The organism is Paenibacillus aceti (assembly GCF_003614185.1).
Taxonomy (GTDB): domain Bacteria; phylum Bacillota; class Bacilli; order Paenibacillales; family Paenibacillaceae; genus Fontibacillus; species Fontibacillus aceti.
Window position 1 is genome coordinate 5,472,190 of record NZ_KZ987724.1, and the last position, 23,144, is coordinate 5,495,333.

Sequence of the window (23,144 nt, forward strand, 5' to 3'; positions counted from 1 at the left end):
ACGACCATGACTGATGAAGTGAAATCATTAGCTGAGTTACCTGAAAACAAAATAGTAAGTGGAGTGGAGAATTTCTCAGAAGGTCTACATTCTTTTTTAAGTTATCTCGGTCTTCCAACAGAGAATGTATTAGTAGCTTCAGAAGAAAGAAGAACTGTAATTAATAATCTCCCAGCTATTATGGACAAGATTACACCTGAAATTAGAGCTAATTCTATGTACCTATCACAGTTTATTGCAGCCTGTGGTGCAGGTTTGTTCAATGCAGCACTGAATATGATCTGGAATGAGGTTGTGGTTAATTTACGTCAAAAAGTAATGCACTTTGACTTTCAATATTTCTTAGATAGTGTTGTTACAGATGTAAGGAGAAGAGCTTCCATAAAATCTGAAGAGGATTTAGCAAAATTAGATGAATGGGAGTTAATTAAAGGGTGTAAAGATACAGGGATTCTTACTGATATTGGATACAAGCATATGGATTATATCAGAGAAATGAGAAATCATGCTAGTGCTGCCCATCCTAATCACAATGATTTAGATGGACTACAATTGGCAAGTTGGCTTCAAACTTGTATCAAGGAAGTGTTAGCAAGAGAACCTGAAGGTCCTGTACTGGAAATTAAGAGATTACTCCATAATCTTCGTACAAATGATATTTCTAGAGATGATGTTCAACCAATAAAAGCGAGTATTCAAAGACTACCTGTTGATCTTGCAGATTCAATATTAAGAGCTGTCTTTGGTATGTATACAGATCCAACCTTGGATGCAAGGATTAAAAATAATTTAATTCTGGTAAGTCCAAGTTTTTGGGAGTGTAGCTCGAAAAACGCAAAAAATGATGCAGGGATGAAATATGCAGTTTTTTCTGCTAACGCTGATATTCAAAGGAAACAACTTGCTAATGAGTTTTTATCATTAGTCGGAGGTCTATCATATCTGTCTGTGGAACAAAGAGCAATAGAAATGGATCAGATTCTGGACGGTCTGTATTCAGCTCATTATGGGTGGAATAATTTTCATAATGAGCCCCCTTATGCAAAGATGTTAGTACCATATGTACCTAAGACAGGCGAAATTCCAAATGAAACTAATTATAAATATGTAAAAGTATTAATATTGTGTCGTATTGGGAATGGTTATGGTGTCTCTGATGCGGCAGCATACTATTATGATGAATTAATTTCGCGTTTTGGTGAATCCCAATTTTTAATATTTGTTAATCTGTTATGGGAATCTGATATACAATCACGATTAACTCATGCAGACTGTGCAAATCGGTTCAAAAATTTCGCTGGACAGTTTGCTAATCGATCTATAAATGTGAAATTAAAAACTGCACTTGAAGAGATTGAAAAGACTTTTTATTCGGCATTGAGTAAGCTCTCTAATGTCAGTAAATTCGATGAATTAGTAAAATCAATAGTTATTTAGTGACTTTTTGAATTACCGTTCAATATATATTTGTAACCCACCTTGGAGGTGGGTTTTATTTTACAAATTTCGAAGAGCACTTAGTTGCTCTTTATAGCTTGTTCACTAGAACCGCCTATTTACATCCAAGTAACAGTAAAATCTAGTATAACTTGAACTCTTCTTGTTGTAAGGCGCCCAGAAGCTCTGAGACGAACAGAAATGATGAAGAGGTGTTATTTGTTATCTTTAAGTTATAATGCGTTCTAGGCAAGTTACAGGGCTTCTTATTATGTTCCTATATCGGGTTGAAGTTGACTAAAAAGAAAATCTGTGTTTTATACTGATTTTACGGCTGAAGACCTATAAATCAGCTACAATTCCTCATATCTTTCCGATTGGAAGACACTCAACTGAAAAAGCAGCAGCAGCCAGTTTGAAATGCTTAGAGTAGCTAATTTAATATAGAAAAAATAGTAATTTCCAATTAATTTAAAAAGTGACTTTCTCAAAAGTATCATATTTTACCTGCCCTATATAATTAGAATTATATATTATTTATTAATATAATTATTATTAATATACTAGTATATATATTATATATATAATTCTTATTATATAGGTGAGGTAAAATATGATACTTTTAGAAAAGTCACTTTTTCAAGTTACTGGAAAAGTACAGTCATGTATTTTATACGCTCTCTACGCCCGTTTAAATCGATTTTAATTTCCCACCCTCCGACTTTACCACATTGTTCATTCAGAGCCTTCTAGACACCTTGGAGATTGTCTGAGACGACGTTCATAGCTTGGTGTGCTGCGGTTAATAACCAACTATCTACCTAATGAGTAAACTTAATCTAGGAGCCTATAACCATAAATTTTTTAATTATGAAATAAACTGATATTCTCTACTTTCTCTTACCAGAGACCCTTAATTAGTTCATTCTTACTAATAGTCACTATTTTGATTCATGATGGATAGTTAATAAGTTGGGCAAGGAACTGTACTACAAAGCCGGACAATAATACCCTCAAGCCTAATCTAGATAATTTTCCATGATTGATCATTTTTTTGTAGTATCCATATCACTGAGAGATTACGATTCACTCATAATATGTATGAGCAAAGTAAAGTGGGTTAAATATTTTAAATACATACTGTTAATTCCATCTGTGGTAAATATAACAAATTAGTAGTATAATGAATTTAATCTCATAGCTTCATTTATTATTTAATATGGTGTCTAATAAACGAAAGAGTAGATATTTTTATATTTGATAAGGAGACTATCTAAATATGCTAAAAAAAGCAGTTCTAATATCAATAATGATAATATCGCTAGTTGGTTGTACTACTACAATAAACTATAAAGGGGAAAGTACAAGCTGGAGAGGAAATTACAGCGCAACAATCAATAGCAAAAATAACCGTGAACAAGGTACTTATGAATTTGTATATATTGGAAATATTAGGATTGATACTATTCAGAAGGCAATCATAAAAAATGGAAGTAGAACTACTGAAATTACGGATTTTTCATTGCTCGACGGAAAGATGCAAATACCTACATCTTGTTCTGGTTGTTCAAATAAAAATAATCCAATAGAAGTAACAATTTGGTGGAACGATACTGAAGAAACTTTTGAATTAATATATCGGTAATTCTAATTCAAAGATACTTGACAAGCTCTTATAGTGATTTAGTTTAAATTCTTTTAGTAGGTGTTTTTCGCATATTAGTTTTCAAAGTATTAAAAGAAGAGCAACACTTAAAAGTGGGATAGTGAACATCTTAATAAATAAAGTAAATAGAATATAGAAGAATGCGTTTTATTTCTTCAAGTGACGTTACTCTCTGTTCAAATTGTCCTCTAGAATCGTTAGAGTGATGTTTATTAATTGTTGTAGGGTAAGACTGACTGAGCCACACTTGCGATGAAGAGAAATGTCTTGAGTACCCGTATCGCTCTCTAAAATGATCGCTTTGTCCAGCAGTTCGCTCCTGTTCTGATAGGACTCGAAAATGTAAGTTTGGAACTTACTGTTTCGGTCGCGAAGTGCCACTAGATTTTTGATATTGATCTATTGTGCAGGATGCATGTGCAATAATTTCGACTACTTGTCGATTTTCTTGTTTGTTATCCATGATTACTTATTTATTTAGTGCCATTTAAAACTACAGTTTGTCTTATATAAACTGGGTGACAACATAGATTCTCAGACGTTTTGGATAAGTACTAATTGGGTAGGGTATTTCTCGGAGATGATGTTTAAACTTCGAGAAGATTATCCTACTATTTTTGTGCCATACTTGACCCAAAATAATCATATGTCATCACCCACTAAAAACAAGTTACTCTACTAGTTTGAATTCTATAATAAAACTAAGACGACAAGATAGAATCTGAATTATTTGCTTAACCTGAGTATTTCCTTTAATTTGTAAGATTATTTTGTAAATGTAAAGTCCATTCATAAGTACCGCTTTGACGTTTAAGTGTAATGTAAGTATTGACTCCCATTACAACATTAGATTCAAGAGCAGGCCAAGAAGATGGGGCTGTGTAATCAAACGTATTTTGATTAGGATATAAATCTCCAGAGGACTTAGAAACAGCTATCCCACTTCCTTGAGCATTTCCTGTAATACCGTATTTAACTTTACGCTCTATTATTAAAGTACCATGATCATAACTATTCCAACCACCACTTACAGAGTCTAATTTATAAGTATATAAGTTATTATTAGTTGATCTTGTATATTTTACTGTAGAATATGCCCTTACACCTTTAGAGCTATCCCAGTCCTCTTCTTCTTTACTACCTCTAGGTTGAATAAGGCCGGGTTTTTCTTCGTCGGTAGATTTTTCCTCCGTATATACTAGGAATGAAACTGTTTTGAAGCTCTCCTCAAGTACTCCATTTTTTTCGACTGCTAATAATTTTTGAGTTGTTGTATATTCCTTTATAGTTCCATTAATAGGGGCATCGCTAACAAATGCTATATTCTGGTCAGGGTTTTTACTAACTACATCGCTGATCCCGTGTTTAGCTCTTTCATAAAGTAAATCTATATCAGTAATTTCTTGAGCATTGTAAAGAACTTTACTATCTAACTCGGATAAGGAATTTGCAAAACTGACATTTCCAAATGAAAAAATAAAAATAAAAGACATAACAATACCAACGATTTTTTTCAATTGAATCACTCCTTAGTAATATTTTATAATAATTTGTATTATAAAGGAAAATCAAGGAAAATCAAAACATTTTTTACATATTTTTCATGTATGTAAGAATAAATAGTGAGTTTTATGATTACACTCTGCTTAAAACTATTAGGACGAAGTGTTCTCTGCCAATTGATTTTTCAATTTTCAACAACTTTGGAACAGGAATTCCTTCATTTTTCTCTGTTCTATTTTTTTGAAGTATAAAATATCGATGAATTGTTCAAAATTACATTTCAAAAACTGATTTTAATAAAATTTGTGGTTTTTATAATGATGCAATCGGGAAGACGCTTACGATATAAGATTCTTAATCTTTTACTATGTAAGTTCCAAATAAACTACCTCAATCGTATCGTAAATAATATTCACCGTGATTTTGTGCGTGTAAGTGTTTGGGCAGTATGTACAGGAATATGAAATGCATAAAACTGTAAACCCTCCCCCCTCAATAAATATATCTAATCATCCAATAAATGGATGGTAATTGCGTTTGCTTTGGAGATTAAACATTTCTCACCACTTAAAGAAAAAGTAGACCGTCCTCTTGGATAAGGAAATACGGTCTACTTTTTGATCGTCACCTATTCAACAGCCAACCGTCTTTTAAGCGGTAGACCATGTACGAGTCAGGATGGTAGCACATCTTGGCTCGCACATATATACTACTACAATTAAGGGAAAATACCCAAGGATTTGAGACATTAATTGTACAGAGATTATTATAAGCGTTACTAAAATTATTAATGGAGCAAATGCAAAGAGGTATGTAAAATTCTGATCAGCCGACATTATAAAAACTATCCTTATATGAATGTATATCTATTATGTCTTTAGGCAGAATTAACATTATTTATTTTCATACCCTTCTGCCCAATTAACATGATCAGGATTGTTTCTATCTAATATTACTTTCCCATATATGCTAGGAAGTCTCTTTGCAGTTTTTAGAAATGCTGAACTAACTTCTTCATCATCTCTCATTGCTTCCATGCTCTCACGTTTATCTTTTTCTGTCATTTTGTGAAATGGAATAGCCTTATACCGATCAGCTTTTTTATTCTTAGTTTTTATTTTTGAAGGAGAGTTACCAACCAGATTAAGTCTTGGTACTGTAGCATTCATTTGTCGTTCTCCTTGTTTTCTCTTCATCTTTAACATCTCCTTTTCAAATTATATCTATCCTCATCAAGGGATTCGTCATGTAGAAAATCATTCATATCTTGAGAGTATCCTTCTATTATTCTTTGCTTCCTTCGAGCAGTTCTAGGAATAACTACACAATCAAAATTAGCTAGATATTCCAAATCTTCTTCGGATAATCTAGCTATAGTATATCCCTCATCATAGTTTACTTCCTTTTATTTTCGAACTCCTTGAAATAAGAGATAAGTTGTTTTGCGTTTTGCCGTGACCTATCAGAAGGTTTATTTTTTAACGATTCTAACAATCTTTGTGCATCTCGACCCTCCAGAGTTGGGGTAGCAGCCATTTGTGTAGCCATTATTCTTCCTTCTTTTTCTCGCTTCATCCATCAACATCTCCCTATCGCTTAAATAAGAAATATTCATATTAACAGTTACATAAGTTTTCGATGTTTTCAACGAGAACACGTTGGATAGTATCCTGTTATACTCATTGTAACATATTGGAATTACCATTCGTTTTTTAATTTCAGTACTTATAGGGGTTTAGAGATTGATGATGAAGTGATAGAAGAGGAATCCTACTAATCACTTGTTGACGAACCACTCAACATTTTTATGCTTCAAGTTACGAAAACATTGCTTTTCGTAACTTGAAGATGATATAATTAAGTTACCTGAAATATCCATATTGAGGTGATTAGCGAAATGGGTGAATTGATAAATATTGATGTATTTGTAACAGATAAAAAAGTGAATGATGCGATTCAACTACAGGTTGATAAGAAATTAAATGTTTATAAAGGAGATTTTAAAAGATTTAAATACTACTGTTCAATAAACAACCGTGAAATTAACTTTGAATCACTTGAAGTATATTTATATGAAACAATCGAAAATGGTTTAAAACTATCTACTTTTAATAGAAGATCAGCAGCAATTAAATATCATCTTGAGAATGTATATGAGTTATTGCAAACATCAGAGCAGCGAAAACGAATTGCACAATTAAGAAGTATTTATAATAATCAGGAGTATAGTGAACAAAAACGGATTCAAGGTCAATCAGCACAGCCTAAAGATGAAGTGTTGATGCTTATTAAGCAACTTGATGTTCGAGCCAAAGCAATAACTCTACTTAATTTAGTAACTGCTGCGAGACCGAGTGAAATGATTACCCTTAGAATAAAACATATTGATTTGCAAAGTCGCTCAGTGAGTGTATATATGAAGAAACAAAATGAATGGAAAGTAAAGAGGCTTACATTAGAATGTACTAATGCAGTTAGGTCGTATATAAAAGAATACGGCTTACAAGATGAGGATTATTTTGTTGGACAAGTAGACAAGCATGGAAATTATACAAGTGCGAAAATCAGTGATACAGCTTATCGTAAGACTATACATAAATGGCTAGGCTTTGCCCCATATACACTACGCAAAACTCAAATAACAGCGATGCATGAAGTTGGGGCTGATATTGCTACAATTGCTAAACAAAGTGGTCATAAGAATCTAGAGACGATTACGAAGCATTATCTTGAAGTAAATGATACTTTGGTAGATAAATATATTTGAATTGGAATGAGTGAGTGCGCAAAATTATGAAGAAGATAATGGTTCTAAAATTGGTTAGAACATCTCTTACATCTCTTATTTCAATCTTGAGATTGAAGTATAGAACACTTTCTGAGGGGGATTTATATGTATAATTCTCTAGAAAAATTTTTTGAATTAGTTGAAAAGGGAACAGAGAATAATAAATGGGACTATAAAAGAGATATTCACTTAAATCCAAACATTTCATTTGCAAATTTATTAAAAGATATATTAGCGTTTGCAAATAGCGGTGGCGGCTGGCTAGTCTTAGGTGTTGATGATAATTGTAATATAGAAGGTATAGAAAATAAGATCGACCCGACATCATTAGGTCAAAAAATATTAAGCCAAACTGGTGAGCAAATAATATTTGATTTAAATTACTATAATATTTATAAAGAATCAGAAAAAATAGTTGGTTTATTGTATATTCATGATTCTGAAAAAGTCTTAGTCTCGCCAGACAACTTATACAATGATAAAGGAAAACCAATAGTTAGTGAAAATACTGTTTATTATCGTAGAAATGCAAGTTCGATTAAAGCAAATATAGATGATTTAAATACTCTTATTTATAAAATTAGTCAGTTAGGCAAATATGAATTTAAAAAAGAAGACATTAATTTGCTAGAAAGTAAAAAGTCAGAATATTCATTGTTTAAAGAAGAATCTAATTTTTATAAAGGTGAATTTAAATTTGATGTTGCAACATTTGCTGATAAATTGAACACTATTTTCCATTTTTATCAAACTAAGTACACTAAATATGAAATAGGAATTTTGTTAGGTTTTGAGGTTAATGCAATTGATGATTATTTTGACGGTAAGAGATTTCCTAAACTAGAGCATTTATTACGTGCTGTTGAGATATTTGATTTACCGCATGATTACTTTTTCCAAACAACAATCTATATGAATAAACCATTTATACAGGAGCCTTTGATAACATATGTAATATTAGAGAAAACGGAAGATAAACTAGGATTGTTTAATTACGGTTTTGGTAATGCTGTTGAAAAAATATTCAGCAATACAGCAGAAGAGTTTTCTTATTTTAAAAAATGGTTGTCTTGTAATAAAAGAGAAGAATTAAAACCAAAAGAAGATGAACGGAATTGGTTGAATGAAACTATGATTATGTATGAAAATTATGAGAAGTATTTGGATAATATTGGGGAATCATCATACAATGAATTTAAAAAGCATTTAAGTGTTCAATACTATAAGGAATTGGAAAAAACCCCTGGAGTAAACGAAAGATTTTTAAATGAAAAAATAATGACTAATTTAACACATAGTAATACTAATTTTGTATGTAAATTTATTTCAGAATTAATTAGAAGAATACATATAATAGATGGAGAAATTCATATAGAGTATAATTTTATGTACGAAGTACAAAATAAATTGATTCGTCATAGAAAATATGATGAAAAGAATATGAAAGTGATTTTTAGTGGTGAAAGAACTTTAGATATTTCAGTTGACTGTGATTATTAAGCCTAATGCAAGTAAAGCTAAAAGAAAAACATGCGCGACTTAATAAATTTTGCAGAAACTTTGAGTGAGTGTTATGAAATAGACCAAGGAGAGATGAACATTAGTAAAGAAAAAACATCACACATGAAAAGAAGACCATTACAACATATAATGGAATCCGACTCGCTAAGCCTAATAAATGAATCTCTCCCAGCAGAGTGGGTAATTCGAGATTATAAACCCGACTATGGTCTTGATCTGGCTATTGAATGTTTTGAGTATGTTAATGGTCAACCAAACATGGCTGAACATTGGGAGAACATTTCTTTGCTCAAGTAAAAGCCATACATTCAACAGAAATTAAGACCATAAAAGTGTATGCTCGGTATAATGTTGAGAAGACAGCATTAAGAAACAACGAAGAAGAAATGATTGAGATTGAAGTGATTAAGTTCCCGATTGACACAAGCTTACTTCTAACGGTTCAATCGATGGGGTCAGGAATACCTGTGATACTCTTTGTTGTTTCTCTTGATATGAGAAAAGTGTTCTTTGTATGTTTGAATGACTTGATAGATAAGGTCATAGTTCCTGAAGACCCCAATTTTTACGAGAAAGAAAGTAAAGTCATAAACGTCCCCGTAAAGAATGAGGTTTCCAGATTACACGAACATTTAGTAGGAATAAAATTCTACGCTAAAAGGATAAAATTCTATTCTGCTTTCATGAAGTTTATCTATCAGGAAAAGGAGTTGCACTACCTTGATTGGAGTGATCGAGATAGTGTGCTTACGACTCTCAGACACTTCATAGGTATAATTAGCAGATTTGACATTTGGGATGCACAGCAATGGCGTATCGTGCAAATATACTATCATAGGATTTTAGAATTAGAGCGAGGTTTGGAGACTGAAGATTTTGATCTGTTGTATCATAAAGTTATACCACTTTGGGAAGGATTGACTACCCTTTCGAGAAATTATGAAGAGATGTGTCGAGAATGGTTTCTTCCAACATACTTAGCGCAACTAACATCCTATCCAGAGTAATACACCTAGTTATAGTCAAGAAGCCGAAATTTAAATAAGCAATTTAGAGCAAACACATTCCTCGGACACGTACATACTTGTTTTCACTGTCTACTCAACACATTTTGGGTTGGTGTAGTAGGCTTTTGGTAATATCCTTAAACAGAAACAAAAAAAAGAGGAAGAGGAAAATTGTACATAAAACAGAGAAATGACGGGTTAAGATACGCTGTTTACTATGAATTTGATAAATATTATGTTGAATTAATCAATCAAAAGAATGAAGTGGTCAAAGGATTCAGCATACCATTTCAATCAGAAGCAGACGCTATAGAACTTATTAGCTTTTTAGAAGAGATATATAACGATGGTACAAAGAATACATTAGACATGTTTGAAAGACAGGTTAGCAAGTTTGAAAAAAGTGTTCCTGAGACTGTCACTAAAATGGAACATGAGAAAACAATTCGGATTATTAGAAGTATTGCAATTGAGGTTAAAGAGACAACAAAAAAATAAAAAGAATCTAGTCAATGTGATAGTCCCTTTATGCTAAATTTGACAGTGTCTTGGATACTTTCCTAAATTGGGGTTAGAAAAACATAAAGAGGCAGTAGACTCGATGTCTGCTGCCTATAAAAATAAATTATTAATTAGTTCAAATCAATTCTTGTACCAGTGATTTTAACCCCATTAGGACTTAATACTATACCGCTACCTCCACATGAGATAGTAACTTTAGTATCAGAATCAATTTTGATTTCTCCAGCTTCGGCATAAATACGCAATGCATCTCCTTGACTTGCATTAAATTCAATTGCTCTTGTTTTATTTGTATCGTTATTGTACTGAAATTGAAATGCATTAGATGTTTTTTTTATATATCCAATATTACCACCATTTACACCATTTCCCTGACCCCAAATCATTTCTGGATAACTATATTGATTATCGTCTTTTGTTAAATGCAACTTGAACTTTGTAATATCACTTTTTGCTGATGTCCCTGTATTCAGTTTAATGAAGTTATCACGAATATAAATATAATCTTGTTCATCCTTGCTGTTTCTAACGGCTTTCAAGCTATTTACCATTAGATCGGAGATATATCCATCGGTTTCTTCGTCTAGAACTAAACCATCTTCCATATCTGGTTCAATAATTAGCTTTCTAGCGCGAAGAGTGCCATCATTATGAATCCAGAATCTCTTTTCGCCTTTAACATCAATAGTTATACCTTTATTGGCATTCAATCTAATTTGCTCATCATTCTGACCATTTATAGTGATACCTTCAAGTGAGTCAAAGATAATTGCATCTCCAAGTTTAGCGTCAAGAATTCTCAGTCTCTTAGTACTCATATCCTCAGCGAATAAATTACCATCCACGTCTACATAAAAGACTTTATACCACACTGGAGAGCTTGCGGTTCCATCGTTTCTTTCAATCTTGATGCCCTCAGTCGCATTTAGAGTAGTTTTATTCTTATAGTTACCTCTGGTGACTACTACGCCATTCACAGCGTCTATAACAGTGTTGTTATAGTTCCTACCCAGTTGTAGCGAACTCTTCTCTAGGAAGTCAGACAGCTTCGCTCTAGCGCCCTCATAAGCCTTGTAGAAGTCTTCCCACTTCTGGTGGAATATAAATCTAGTAGAGTGAAGATCGTTCACTATATGGGTCGTAGCGTTCATATTAGAGAATATAGGATTCATGTAATTGGTCAATGCATCATATGTTGACTCTAACTCATTTCCAGCTCTGACCAATTCTTGTTGAGCAGTATCTAATCCATAATAGGAAGAATCCCTATCATCATAAATAGTCGTTGCGTACCGATATATTTGCTCTTTGAGAGTAATATATTGTTGTGTGATAGTCTTATAAGTGTTAGATAAAGTGATTTTCTCCATTGAGGTAATAACATCGTCTAGGATGATATTGTCAATAACGCTAAAGTCAATATTCAATCCATCTGAATCAAGGATTACATCACCAAACTTATTTTCGATCCTCAAACGCTTTGCAACTAAGTCTTCTGCAATCAGAGTTCCATCTTCATATGAAGAGTTACCAATAGAAGCATATACCTTATTGACCCACTTGTTCTTCTCCCACTTCTGCAATGCTAAACCATTTGTAGCATTCAACACTGAACGATATTTACCATCACTACGTAGAGCAATGAAGCCATATTCTCCAATGACAAGGTTGTTGTAAAAACTACCCATATTAAGACCAGAATAAAACTGAGCATCCTCGATCAAATTCCGTAATCTCTTCTCTTCATCATAATAAGTTTTAAATTTGAGAATGAATTCAGCTCGATCAGGTACTTCACTAGTTTTTTCGGTTAGAGGAGAGTTAATATCGATATTCAATGGCACTTGAGTGACAATTGAAATGTACTGAGACATATAATCAAGTAAATCAAAAAAAGCCTTCGTCAAAGGCTCCGTGGAGTACAAGTCTTTTGTGCTGCTGGTCTTAGTAAGGAATTGAGCTTCTATATCAAATTCATCATCACGTTGGGATCGCTTATATTTTTCAGCTTGCTCCAACATTCTATAATATGCAGATTCGATCTTATGCAGTTCAGTGATGAGCTGCATCTTTTCTACGGATGTTAATTTGTTATCCATGATGATATTACTTAGATCGCCAAGATTAAGATAGTTATTCTCAGCATCTAGAATGATATCTCCAACATTGTTAACGATCTTAATGTTCTCAGCAACCAGATCATGAGTATATAAGGTTCCATCTGTAGGGTCTGCCCACATGATCTTCTCCCAGCCATCAGGATGATGTAATTTATCAGTTGTTGCACGATCAATAACAAATCCCTCAATATTGTCCATTTTAACTCTGGTAATGTCGTTAAATGACCATAATCCAAACTTGTCAGGATTCTCAGCTACAAGACCTGATTTCATAACTAAGATTCCGTTGCGATCAAAGATTTCTCCTTTAGAACCTTGGAATTTTAGAACACCATCTTCATCTTGAAGTGCAAGGTTAACACCCATCCATATTTTTCCGTAAATACGTTCGCCAACGATCAAATGTTTTTCAAAATGATCCAATGCAATCTGTACATTAAAAATGTTTAGATTTTCTTTTTCTTTAACCTCACATTTTAGAAATTCGCTAATGCCTTTTTGATTTATTCTATATACAGTTAATGTACCACCAATACCCTCATAAGATATTTCATCAAATACGGATTTAAATACTTCAGGAACACTTTTTCCTATTGAGATGTATTTACAAACTGAATTATAGGATTCCTCTGTTTTGATTCCCGCCGAGAGAATATTTACTCCATCCTTAGGAATGTCTGTGTATGTGATAATATCGAACTTATTATATGGTGAAAGTTGATACAACCACGTTTTATTATCCTTATACTCACCAATAACTACATCAATTTTTTCGCCGTTGTAGCTATTAAGGAGAATTTCTCTTAGCGAATAAACATTTTTGTTACTTTGATAAGAGAATTGATTCATTACACTATAGCAATAGTCTAGGTTTCCTGAACAAAAAACAACCAAGTTGTCGAATTTAAACAACTTGGTCGCTTTTGTATCTAATCTATATAATTGACCACGTAATAGTACTGAGGTCGCTGAATCAGAGCCTATGAATATATCACTATTTGTTTGGATAATAGTAGCATTACTCAATATTACTCACCTCTTTCATGGGATATAGATTTTTTATTGTCTGGTTAGATATTTTGATAATTGATGTGCGATATTTTTCCTCTTTGTCTCTGCTAAGATTAACAATTTCATTCTCATACATTGATAACATTGGTACCGACACTCCTACTATGGCGGAAATTTGTTTGAGTTTGATTCCTTTAAATTGTCGTAATAACTTATATTTCCCCCGTAAGCTAATGTCATTAAAACATTCGAATTCATTTTTAGTTTGCATTTATATTCCTCCTTAAGATGTCTTCTACCCATTAAAGTCATTACGACTTAAAAAGTTACTTAAAAAGTTAAGTGATTTTGGGATGGAGAAAACTCTAAGAGCGGGTTGTATTCTTTAGCGAATTGCTCTGTAGACGTTTGAGTGATCTTGTATTTACGGATACTAGCGTAGCTCTAACATCTTGACTATTACTGAAAAGAGTTTTCTTAAACATATTTTTATCACGGAGGAAGCGGAATGCGGATGAGAGCCTATTCGTTACATTAAATTAGTTCTATTTGACCGCTAACCTATTGAACATTTAATCTCCTAGACCTATATTGTCGATTAATGATATAATTATGGAAAATATTGAGATTGGGGATATTAGAGGGATGGAATCCAATAAAATTGCAAAAGTCATTCTATGGATCGGTATCATAGAAATTTTTTTAGCTTTCATTGTAGGAATTGTATCAGGGCAACCGGAAAGCAGCTATGATAGTTTCCATTGGGCAATTGCTTTTACATGGTGGGTAGGTGGTTTTGTATCTGGGATGCTCTTTTTAGCATTTTCAGAGGTAATAAACATTCTTCATGAAACACGATATTATACATATCAAAATTATCTATCGCATGGTGGGGAACGAAAAGTTGAAAAGGAAACAGCTTCTCGTTTTGAATCTTTTAGACCAAATTTTTAAACTATATATTCTGAAGTACTAGATCTATTTCTTAGACGAGTTGGAGCTATTGTTGGTGGTATGAGCGGAATAGCTATAGAAAAGACAGAGGAAATAGTAGAACAAAATTACATACTAATTGAGTGATAAAATAAAGGCGAAGAAGTAGTAAATGTTACCGTCCGAATATACAAGTTCATTTTGTGATGAAATTATTAAGAAGGCTTAAGGGGAAGGACTTACCAGTTGAAGGAGTTAAAGATGTAGTAACTAAAGAACCATATGAAATATTATGAAAAAGAGTGTCCTTTTCTGGACACTCTTTCTCTGTTAGTAGTGGTTATTCTTGTGAAAATATTCAGTAAAATTATTATCCATATCTACACCATCCTTGTTGAATTAACTCAATTTACTAGTCTTTTCTTGCCAACAATCATTTCTTCTATTGAGTCTATAACTTTCACAGTATCCTGTAAAAAATATTGTTCTTTACATGACAAACATCTAGCAGCACCTTTTACAGTAACTCCTCGAATTGATTCTTGACCTGGAAACGATAAATCTATTTGGGTATTCTCAACATTGTTGCAGCCACAAGAACAATTTATTAAATTGACAGCCATTTCTTCGTAATCCTTCTGTAATTTCCTGTTCTGATAAAGTACGGAGTGTTTCTCTATTTTTTCTTTGTTTAACTTAATAAAACTCATAAGTTCACTTTCTTCAGGGGATTTTTCATTTTTAATGATTTCTAGAAGATCAATTTGAACCCTAACTACAGTTTTAAGTGACTTTTTCACTAAGGATGAATATCTATTCTCTAACCATTCAATCCTTATCTTTATATCATCATCGAGTACTATAACAAGACTATTCATTATTTCCTGTAGGGTTTGCCCTTTAAAGTAGTCTTTAAACGAAGGGGCATTAACTTGATTAAGAACTTTGGATAATACCTTCAAGCTATATTCCAATCTGGCTTGTTCTGTTATCTCCTCAGAACACTCATTAATGTTATCACTCATACTCATACTCCCTTGTTATTTTTCCGTTAGCCATCTCAATTGAACATGGATTTTATTTAGAATTTAAGAGATTGCTTTATAGGATTGTTAATTTTGGCTTTTGTAAGCAAAGTAACTGCATCTCCTCACCAGTCTCCATACAAATCAATGACACTAAGATAGGTTTCTTTTCATCATAGCTTTCTAAAAACTTCTCATAACCTGATCCTTTTGTATCAGTTAAACCAGCGAACCCAATAATTTTTGACTTTGCTATAAAACTAAAGTTTAGGGAAATACAGTCTTCCTTTTCAATAATTTCGACTTGGCTTGTCAATAAAAAATTAACACTAGAGTTTTTGGTTTGATTACTAAGACCAAGAAAACTTTTGGACTCAATGACCTGATTAACAATTGATAAGTACTCTGTCCTAGTAGTAAAAGCCTTTCCAATAGCGGGACTAAATCCTATTTGTCCAATAAAGATTTGATTTTCCATAGATGTCATTCCTTCGAGGTGTTTTTTGAATCATCAATGTATCATAACAATATTAAATTGTAAAGTTATTACTTTTATTCCAGTACTTTCTCTAGAACTAGGTGATTAATAACCTTTTGTATAGCCAATCATCAATGTTCGTAATCTAGACAAGTATTTTTTTGTATGACCTATTTGTTATCTGTTACGCAGGCGATGAATACCGGACATGATGGAAGTCCATCATGGGTATTGTGGTAGTGAATCAAACATGGAGTCTTTAGTTGAACGAGATCTCTTGGATGTAAGCATCAAAAAACTTGTTTTTTACACCTTTAATTTTTCTTAAGTCAGTGTTTACTACAATCTTGTCGAAGACAGTATGAATAATTTCTTTTTTCTCTTGATCATCGAAATACGCCCAGCCTTCTGCTAATCCAACCAGTTCTTCAATTCGAGGTATGCCAGAAAAAGCCTTTTGTTCTTGGGCAATCCGTTGGCGAATTTCCTTCTCACGCTCATCCTCTTCAGCCATTCTCTTACGAATTTCCTGCTTCCCAATCAAGCCTTCAACAAACATGTACTGCCACTTTTCCCGACGTTCAGCTACCTTTGAAAGTTCGCGTTTGGCGCTGTCGATTGCACTTTTCTTTTTTCCTTCATCAGCAAATATTTTCATAGCCTCTTCGTTAAGTTTTTCCATATCTTCTTGAATTTGATTAATGTATTGGAACACCAAGTGTTCGATATGTGTCTGACGAAAGATGGGAAGATCGCATGTTTTACTGTGATGACGGTTAGAGCAGATGTAATACTGAGTTCGAACAGTCCCTTTGGTTGTTGTTCTTTTCGTTGTCATCCTTCCGAACATAGCTGCTCCACAACGGCCGCAACGCAGTACGCCACTAAACCAGTATTCACCCACTTTGCTGAATCCGCCTTGAGCTTTCCGTTTCATGAATTTCTTGAGTTCTTCATACTCCTCTTGAGTAAAAATAGGTTCATGTGATCCTTTACCATATACGCACTTTACCCTCTCATCCCGTTTGCTGTTAACATATGTACCGGCAGGGGTCTTTGAACTAATTCTAATGATTCCTGCGTAATATGGGTTCTCTAATGTGTAGGCAACGGTAGCATCAGTCCACTCTCGCCCTCTTCGAAGCTTACCCGAGCGATTCATAATCATAGCCACAGATTTATAACCTTTACCACTCATATACAAATCTCTGACTTCACGAATCAGTGCAGCCTCTTCAGGAATGAGTTGCTCGTCCTGCGTGTATCCATAGGGCACTACGCCACCTGGACGTCGCCCCTCCGCAACCATTTGCTCGACTCCGAAGCGTACACGCTCTGAGATCGTCCCACGCTCCCACTCAGCCATTGCACCGACAAGGGTGATAAAGAACCTCCCCATTGCTGTCGTCGTCTCAAAAATCTCTGTAGCGCTCTTAAACTTCACGCCATAAAGATCAAATGTTTTAAGTAGGGAGTGTAGGTCGCCTACGGAACGAGTAAGGCGGTCGAGTTTGTAAACGAGAACAACATCAAACAGTTTCTTCTCCATATCTTCCAACATACGCTGCATATCTGGGCGTTTTAAGTCTTTTGCTGAATAGCCATCATCAACGTAAAAGTCGTGTATGACCCAATCCTGTGATTCTGCAAAGCTGATTAAACGACTACGTTGCCCCTCAATGCTAAAACCTTCTTCTGCTTGCATGTCTGTTGATACACGAATATAGATAGCAACACGCATTTATACATCGCTTCCTTAAACATTAATATTTTTTGCATTCCAGGCTTCCCATCTATTTTTGGCTAAGTCGAGTGGAACGACAAATTCTTCAGCAATCCAGCGAATACCTTCATCAAGGTAATTGATGTGTGCAATATCGTCATGATTGATCATGTGAAGGGGTACAAGCAGATACTCTGCGAAATGTGCTGCTTGTATTTCGTGGCGCTGGATATGTAAGTTCGATATTTCTAAGTGGGAGGCTACATGTAGAACATGATGACACAACTCATGGGCTACGGTCTGTCGCCATTCAGGCAGAGATAACTGATCGTTGATATATAAACCGCTCCATCCAATTTTTGTGGGATGGGCGATACAATGACTGCGGATTGAAGTTGGAAAGACTTCGGCTTTACAAGCATAAGCGATGGCTTCGATGTCAATTTCGTGTGGGTAGTGGATATTGAGATAATTCAAGAGTTTATTCACTTGCTGCTCTAAGTTTAAGTTCATGAAACATCGTCCTTTTTCTTGGTGATTATGGTGTTCTAAGCTTTGAAAACACGTTTAAACGGAACGTATGTTCTGTTTAAACTGTAAAAGAAAAGCCCTAAAGGGCTATAGAATTATTTATCTTTCAAATCCCAAGCGGATTCGTCAGTGTCTTTTTCTGTAGGAGGTACTTTCTTTTTCTTTTTGATTTCTTCATGCCAGTAGCGAATAATTTCTTCCTTTTCTTCGTTTGAAGCCTCTAAAAAACCATCGAAAAAAATTTGTTCAAGAAGTGGTGGCTTTGGAGAATTAGTGATTGAATTCTTCAAGACTTGTCCGGAAATAATGGGTGAATCAACAGAACGTACATCTGATTTTCCTACGAGATAATCGATAGACACATTAAAGACGTTTGATATTTTTATGAGGGTGTCCATGTCAGGAGTTCTATTTCCATTTTCATAACCTGAAATGGAAACTTTAGTTAGGTTCAGTTTTGCACCTAGCTCTTCTTGTGTCCACTTATGCTCTTTTCTAAGTTGCTTTAAACGATAGGGAAAAGACAATTTAATCACTCCAGAACAAGTTCAATTAACTTAATAATAAGTTAACGAGCGGCTAACTTCAATGTAGTTAACTAAATAGAAATTATTCATTGACAATTCACTAAACGCTAACATATACTGGGTATAGTTCACTAATGGTTTATTCAAGGAGGTGCTGCATAGTGCTCTTGACTTTAAAGCAAATAAGAAAAAATAATAATAAAACTTGTCAGGAAGTCGCTGATGCTGTAGGGATAAGTAAGGTTTACTACTGGCAAATCGAGAACGGTAAAAGGAAACTTTACTATGATCTTGCAGTAAAAATAGCAGCATTTTTTAATATGTATCCTGATGATATTTTTTTACCTCAAAAGTAAACTAAATGAAAACATGATTTCAAAAAAAGTATTCTTTATAGAAACTTTGTTGGAGGCGATTATTAGAATGCAAATCTCAAAACCATATAACCCTGGTTTATCTGAAAAAGCTTGGAATAAGCTGCACAAAATGCTGGCAGCTTTAAATATCAAATACGCTGCTGAGATTCAAGCTAGCCGAAAAGCAAAGCAAGAAAAAGCTATGTAGTAAGTAAAACGATGAAGGAGGTACTCTGATGGGAGCTGCGTTTGCAATACAGGTTATGACTGGTAAAGAGAACAATGTTAAAAAGCTGATGGAGTGGGCGTTTGCTCGAAATGAATCCGCTCAAAATTGGATCAAGGCAGTACATACATTTACAACAACTACTCGACGATTGCTCGGTCAGGGAAAGCTTGGAAAAGAGATTAAACGTGCTATTATGCCCGGTTATATTTTTATTGAAATGAATTACTCAGTCGATGAAAATAATTGCTCGGCGCATTTACCTGTCGATGTGTGGCATCTCATCAAGAGTATCCCCGGAGTAATAAAACAATTTACTGGCTCTGGACAAGTTATCGGAGCTGATGAGTTTCAAAAAATGCTCGGGCTGGAACCAGAAGAACAACAAGTTGAGATAGCAGTCCCTGTTGAAGAAACATCGGCATCTAATGAAGTCGATGAAGTTGAGAAAAATATGAAGAATGCTCTGCATGAAGTCAATATGGCCAAGACTAAGGAAGAGCGCGCGCAAGCACTAAAAGCTTTGGATATTGCTGAACAACAGATGAATGTATTGGTTGAAAAGGTTTATGAAGAGCCGGTTGGAGTAGTAGCGAAGGAACTGAGTGGTATTCAGCAGCTTAAGAATCGTATGGCTGAAAGGGTACGAGCATTTGTAAGAAATAACAAAGAAATTGTGAGTTTTCCAAGAACCTTTTTGGACAAAATTATATACTCTGTTGATCTTCAAAGCAAATGGCTGCAATCACCGCGATCATTGATAACTTTATTGTTTAAATATCTTCGTGAGCCAGGTGTTAGCTGATGGAAGCACCATTACTAGAAATGAGCACAGGCCATGTGGTGTACTTCATCCATCCACGTAACGGTAGTTTGAGTGAGGAGGATACCTTTGGTGTAGCGCGTTGGCAGCCGGAAAACGGCGGTGAACCCTTTGCCATTAAAGGCAATCTTTACGGAGTAAACAAAGGGGAGCGGATTACTGTTCATGGTAAGTGGGAGACTCACCCCAAATATGGACTACAGTTTGCTGTAGATCACTGGGAGCGGCCTTTGCCTAAAACCAAGGACCAGATTATTTCCTTCCTCAGTTCTAAATTCGTCAAAGGGTGCGGAGTGAAAACTGCTGAATTGATCATTCAAAAGCTCGGTGATCGGGCACTGGAACGAATTATGCATGAGGGTGCCGCTTGTCTAATGGGTATTAAGGGGATTGGCACGAAAAGTGCAGTGAAAATTGCAGATAGCATTAAAAGCAATTTTGAAATTCAGCAGATTATGATGACGCTGTTGCCCTACGGAATTTCTGCGGATACTGTAACGAAAATGTATAAGCAATGGGGGAACGAGTGCGTTGATATTGTGCGGCGCAACCCATATCGACTCACGGAGATTCATCTAATCGGGTTTCTTAAGGCTGATGAGATAGCTATGACAATAGGTATTAGTATGGACTCACCGTATCGCTTAAATGCAGCGTTACAGCATGTTCTTAACGAGACGTGCTATAAGGGTGGTCATTGTTTTGTCTTTGAACACGAACTAATTGATCGGACTAAAGAGCTTTTACGAGGCGTTTCAGAACAGGATATTGAAACAGAGCTTCAGTTAATGGCAGCTCACGAACAAGTAATATGGGAAGAAGATAAGATTTATCCGAAGCACCTGTATATCTATGAGAATAAACTTGCTCATAAGCTGGCTTGCATGGCAACCCGGAGTGGTGGAGCTATGCCTTCTATAGAAAATTCAATCAAACAGTATCAGATGAAGCATGGTATAGTTTTGGCTGATAAGCAACGTGAAGCCATTAGAGAAATGTTTCGTCAGCAGATTCTAATTGTTACAGGGAATCCAGGCACCGGCAAAACAACTGTGGTAAAGGCTATGATCGACATATATAAAAAGCACTATCCCGAAGCATCCATTGGGCTATGTGCGCCTACAGGCCGTGCAGCTCGTAAGCTTGGAGAACTGACGGGAATGAACTCTTCAACTATTCATATGATGCTTGGCTTCCGACCAGGAGCAGAACCAGAGTATGGGGATGATATGCCGTTGCCGTTTGACCTGATTTTCACGGATGAAGTGTCGATGAAGGACTTGCAATTGGCTTATCATCTATTTCAGGCAATCGGGCCAAATACAAAAGTGGTCCTTATAGGAGACAGCGATCAGCTTCCATCTGTGGGGCCGGGTAATGTTTTACACGACATGATCACAGCAGGAGTTCCGCATGTTCGTTTAACAGAGATATTCCGCCAGGCGCAAGAAAGCCAAATCATTATGAATGCTCATCGCATAAATAATGGAGAACAGATCGTCATTGATAAAAATAAAGACGATTTCTTTTTCATCGAGCAGCCTGAGCCTGAACGGATTGCTCATCTGGTTGTGCTCAGTGTACTGAGATTTTTGGACAAGGGGCATAAGTTAGAAGATATTCTAGTTCTCAGCCCAATGAAGAAAGGTGTAATTGGCACTGAGGAACTGAATAATGCACTCCAAGCGGCGGTGAATCCTCCGGCACTAGATAAAGCCGAGATAAAGACCGTTGGGCGTATATATCGTCAAGGAGATAAGGTTATTCAGATTCGTAATGACTATAAGAAAAAGATTTTAAATGGTGATATTGGCGTTGTCATAGGTACAGCCTTAGTGAAGGATGAAGAAGGCGAGTTGACGGATGAAATAGGGCTTGCCTGTGATTTTCACGGGAAAGTAGTGGTCTACAGTAAGCATGAATTAAAAGACTTGCTCTTGGCCTATGCCATTACCATACACAAGGCTCAAGGTGGACAAGCCCCTGTAGTTATTATGCCTGTCTCTACCAGCCATTACGTTATGTTGGCTCGAAATCTGATCTATACTGGCCTGACGAGAGCTGAGGGTGTCTGTGTCATGATTGGAACTCGTAAGGCACTTAGTGTGGCTATAAGCAACAACAAGATGGTGCAGCGTAATACAGCGCTAAGGGAGCGGATAGAGAGTAATATGCAGAGTATTCCTACAGGGCAGAGGAAGGTATATGGATAAGATTGGGGCGTTAAAGCAGACACTTCAACAGGCAGAATTGAAGGCGAAAAGGCGAACTGAGATTGATCTAGGTAAGGTCAATGATGAAGAAGCCAAAGCCAATGAACAAGGCTTCATGATTGTACGCAAAAGGCAGAGAGCAGTAAATCAAACAAGGTTCTCTCAAACCATTGATGAAAATATAGCCTATTTATGTCAGACTCAATATTTAACTAGTGCTGAGTTTAGCTTCATCTTTACACTGGCTCCAATGCTTAAAATGAACGTTAATGCTATCGTTGATCCTGTATCGGGCCAATACTGCTCGGTATCTGAGATCGCAGCCTATTTGAAGCGAAGTAGGCAAAAGACAAGTGAAATGATATCTGTACTCATTGAAAAAGGGATTATGTATGAATTCGCTAATGTCCACGAACTTAAAATACACGGTCGCCATGTCACTCGGCGTCCGTTTTTTTTGAATCCAGAGATTTTATGCTGTGGGGATAAAAATAGGCTTCAAAGTGGGATTGTCCAACTGATGATACATCACAACATTTTGGAAAGGGCTAGGGTGAAGCTACCTATTAAGGCTATTGTCGAACCACATAGTCAGTATGGAAAGTTGGTTAAGCGAAAAAAGTTTTTGGAAGTTTTAAAACAGCAGAAAGGAAAATAATACCGTTAAAAAAATGCAGGTTTTTTGTGAGCAGGGGGTGTCACCAAAAGGGGACACATGTGTCACGAAAAGGTGA

General features: G+C 35.2%; 22 protein-coding genes. 12 read left to right on the forward strand and 10 right to left on the reverse strand.

Annotation, left to right across the window (positions count from 1 at the left end; translation table 11 throughout):
• Nucleotides 1–6 precede the first annotated feature (6 nt).
• A complete protein-coding gene (locus BFJ94_RS24535; RefSeq protein ID WP_120464956.1) occupies nt 7–1,437 on the forward strand; it encodes a hypothetical protein in 1,431 nt (476 codons plus the stop codon).
• Between the two features lie 1,279 nt (nt 1,438–2,716).
• The gene (locus BFJ94_RS24540; protein WP_120464957.1) at nt 2,717–3,082 is read left to right on the forward strand and encodes a hypothetical protein; all 366 of its coding nucleotides are present in this window, start codon (nt 2,717–2,719) and stop codon (nt 3,080–3,082) included.
• A gap of 773 nt (nt 3,083–3,855) precedes the next feature.
• Here the strand turns inward: BFJ94_RS24540 and BFJ94_RS24545 are convergent.
• The 3 genes from BFJ94_RS24545 to BFJ94_RS24555 form a co-directional block, all read right to left on the reverse strand.
• Nucleotides 3,856–4,620 carry a hypothetical protein gene (locus tag BFJ94_RS24545; protein WP_120464958.1) on the reverse strand — a complete coding sequence of 255 codons (765 nt, stop codon included), beginning with the start codon at nt 4,618–4,620 and terminating at the stop codon, nt 3,856–3,858.
• An 879-nt stretch (nt 4,621–5,499) separates the two neighbouring features.
• Nucleotides 5,500–5,802 carry a hypothetical protein gene (locus tag BFJ94_RS24550; protein ID WP_120464959.1) on the reverse strand — a complete coding sequence of 101 codons (303 nt, stop codon included), beginning with the start codon at nt 5,800–5,802 and terminating at the stop codon, nt 5,500–5,502.
• Between the two features lie 199 nt (nt 5,803–6,001).
• Nucleotides 6,002–6,181 (reverse strand): hypothetical protein, encoded by a 180-nt coding sequence (locus BFJ94_RS24555; protein WP_120464960.1) that lies wholly within the window; start codon nt 6,179–6,181, stop codon nt 6,002–6,004.
• A gap of 322 nt (nt 6,182–6,503) precedes the next feature.
• Here BFJ94_RS24555 and BFJ94_RS24560 point away from each other — a divergent pair, with 322 nt between their 5' ends.
• The 4 genes from BFJ94_RS24560 to BFJ94_RS24580 all read left to right on the forward strand — a co-directional run bounded on the left by BFJ94_RS24560 (nt 6,504) and on the right by BFJ94_RS24580 (nt 10,420).
• Nucleotides 6,504–7,373: a tyrosine-type recombinase/integrase gene (locus BFJ94_RS24560; protein WP_120464961.1), complete on the forward strand. Its 870-nt coding sequence runs from the start codon at nt 6,504–6,506 to the stop codon at nt 7,371–7,373.
• A gap of 126 nt (nt 7,374–7,499) precedes the next feature.
• A complete protein-coding gene (locus tag BFJ94_RS24565; protein ID WP_120464962.1) occupies nt 7,500–8,894 on the forward strand; it encodes an ATP-binding protein in 1,395 nt (464 codons plus the stop codon).
• A gap of 290 nt (nt 8,895–9,184) precedes the next feature.
• Complete coding sequence (locus tag BFJ94_RS24575; RefSeq protein WP_120464964.1) at nt 9,185–9,922, forward strand: DUF4365 domain-containing protein; 738 nt, start codon at nt 9,185–9,187, stop codon at nt 9,920–9,922.
• A gap of 171 nt (nt 9,923–10,093) precedes the next feature.
• Complete coding sequence (locus BFJ94_RS24580) at nt 10,094–10,420, forward strand: hypothetical protein (protein ID WP_120464965.1); 327 nt, start codon at nt 10,094–10,096, stop codon at nt 10,418–10,420.
• Between the two features lie 134 nt (nt 10,421–10,554).
• On the opposite strand, the gene BFJ94_RS24585 is transcribed toward BFJ94_RS24580, so the two are convergent.
• A complete protein-coding gene (locus BFJ94_RS24585) occupies nt 10,555–13,590 on the reverse strand; it encodes a hypothetical protein (protein WP_188831509.1) in 3,036 nt (1,011 codons plus the stop codon).
• A complete protein-coding gene (locus BFJ94_RS24590; protein WP_120464966.1) occupies nt 13,583–13,846 on the reverse strand; it encodes a helix-turn-helix domain-containing protein in 264 nt (87 codons plus the stop codon). The genes BFJ94_RS24585 and BFJ94_RS24590 overlap by 8 nt, the downstream gene beginning before the upstream one ends.
• A 341-nt stretch (nt 13,847–14,187) precedes the next feature.
• On the opposite strand from BFJ94_RS24590, the gene BFJ94_RS24595 reads away from it, so the two are divergent.
• Complete coding sequence (locus tag BFJ94_RS24595; RefSeq protein ID WP_162944393.1) at nt 14,188–14,529, forward strand: hypothetical protein; 342 nt, start codon at nt 14,188–14,190, stop codon at nt 14,527–14,529.
• Between the two features lie 383 nt (nt 14,530–14,912).
• On the opposite strand, the gene BFJ94_RS24600 is transcribed toward BFJ94_RS24595, so the two are convergent.
• The 5 genes from BFJ94_RS24600 to BFJ94_RS24620 form a co-directional block, all read right to left on the reverse strand.
• The gene (locus tag BFJ94_RS24600) at nt 14,913–15,533 is read right to left on the reverse strand and encodes a chromosomal replication initiator protein DnaA (protein ID WP_120464968.1); all 621 of its coding nucleotides are present in this window, start codon (nt 15,531–15,533) and stop codon (nt 14,913–14,915) included.
• A gap of 76 nt (nt 15,534–15,609) precedes the next feature.
• Nucleotides 15,610–16,011, reverse strand: a complete 402-nt coding sequence (locus BFJ94_RS24605; protein WP_120464969.1) for a hypothetical protein — start codon at nt 16,009–16,011, stop codon at nt 15,610–15,612.
• Between the two features lie 259 nt (nt 16,012–16,270).
• The gene (locus tag BFJ94_RS24610; protein ID WP_090725977.1) at nt 16,271–17,752 is read right to left on the reverse strand and encodes a recombinase family protein; all 1,482 of its coding nucleotides are present in this window, start codon (nt 17,750–17,752) and stop codon (nt 16,271–16,273) included.
• A 15-nt stretch (nt 17,753–17,767) separates the two neighbouring features.
• The gene (locus tag BFJ94_RS24615) at nt 17,768–18,247 is read right to left on the reverse strand and encodes an ImmA/IrrE family metallo-endopeptidase (protein WP_120464970.1); all 480 of its coding nucleotides are present in this window, start codon (nt 18,245–18,247) and stop codon (nt 17,768–17,770) included.
• 113 nt (nt 18,248–18,360) lie between these two features.
• Nucleotides 18,361–18,792 carry a helix-turn-helix domain-containing protein gene (locus BFJ94_RS24620; protein WP_009226488.1) on the reverse strand — a complete coding sequence of 144 codons (432 nt, stop codon included), beginning with the start codon at nt 18,790–18,792 and terminating at the stop codon, nt 18,361–18,363.
• A gap of 161 nt (nt 18,793–18,953) precedes the next feature.
• Between BFJ94_RS24620 and BFJ94_RS24625 the strand changes: the two genes are divergently transcribed.
• From BFJ94_RS24625 to BFJ94_RS24640, 5 genes are all read left to right on the forward strand, one after another.
• Nucleotides 18,954–19,148, forward strand: coding sequence for a helix-turn-helix transcriptional regulator (locus BFJ94_RS24625; protein ID WP_009226489.1), 195 nt, complete (start codon nt 18,954–18,956; stop codon nt 19,146–19,148).
• A gap of 67 nt (nt 19,149–19,215) precedes the next feature.
• Complete coding sequence (locus BFJ94_RS25525; RefSeq protein WP_156124767.1) at nt 19,216–19,356, forward strand: hypothetical protein; 141 nt, start codon at nt 19,216–19,218, stop codon at nt 19,354–19,356.
• A gap of 28 nt (nt 19,357–19,384) precedes the next feature.
• Nucleotides 19,385–20,179 (forward strand): transcription termination/antitermination NusG family protein, encoded by a 795-nt coding sequence (locus BFJ94_RS24630; RefSeq protein WP_036715676.1) that lies wholly within the window; start codon nt 19,385–19,387, stop codon nt 20,177–20,179.
• Nucleotides 20,179–22,410 carry an SF1B family DNA helicase RecD2 gene (gene recD2 / locus BFJ94_RS24635; protein ID WP_052147469.1) on the forward strand — a complete coding sequence of 744 codons (2,232 nt, stop codon included), beginning with the start codon at nt 20,179–20,181 and terminating at the stop codon, nt 22,408–22,410. The genes BFJ94_RS24630 and recD2 overlap by 1 nt, the downstream gene beginning before the upstream one ends.
• Nucleotides 22,403–23,068 (forward strand): hypothetical protein, encoded by a 666-nt coding sequence (locus BFJ94_RS24640; protein WP_036715675.1) that lies wholly within the window; start codon nt 22,403–22,405, stop codon nt 23,066–23,068. The genes recD2 and BFJ94_RS24640 overlap by 8 nt, the downstream gene beginning before the upstream one ends.
• Nucleotides 23,069–23,144 lie beyond the last annotated feature (76 nt).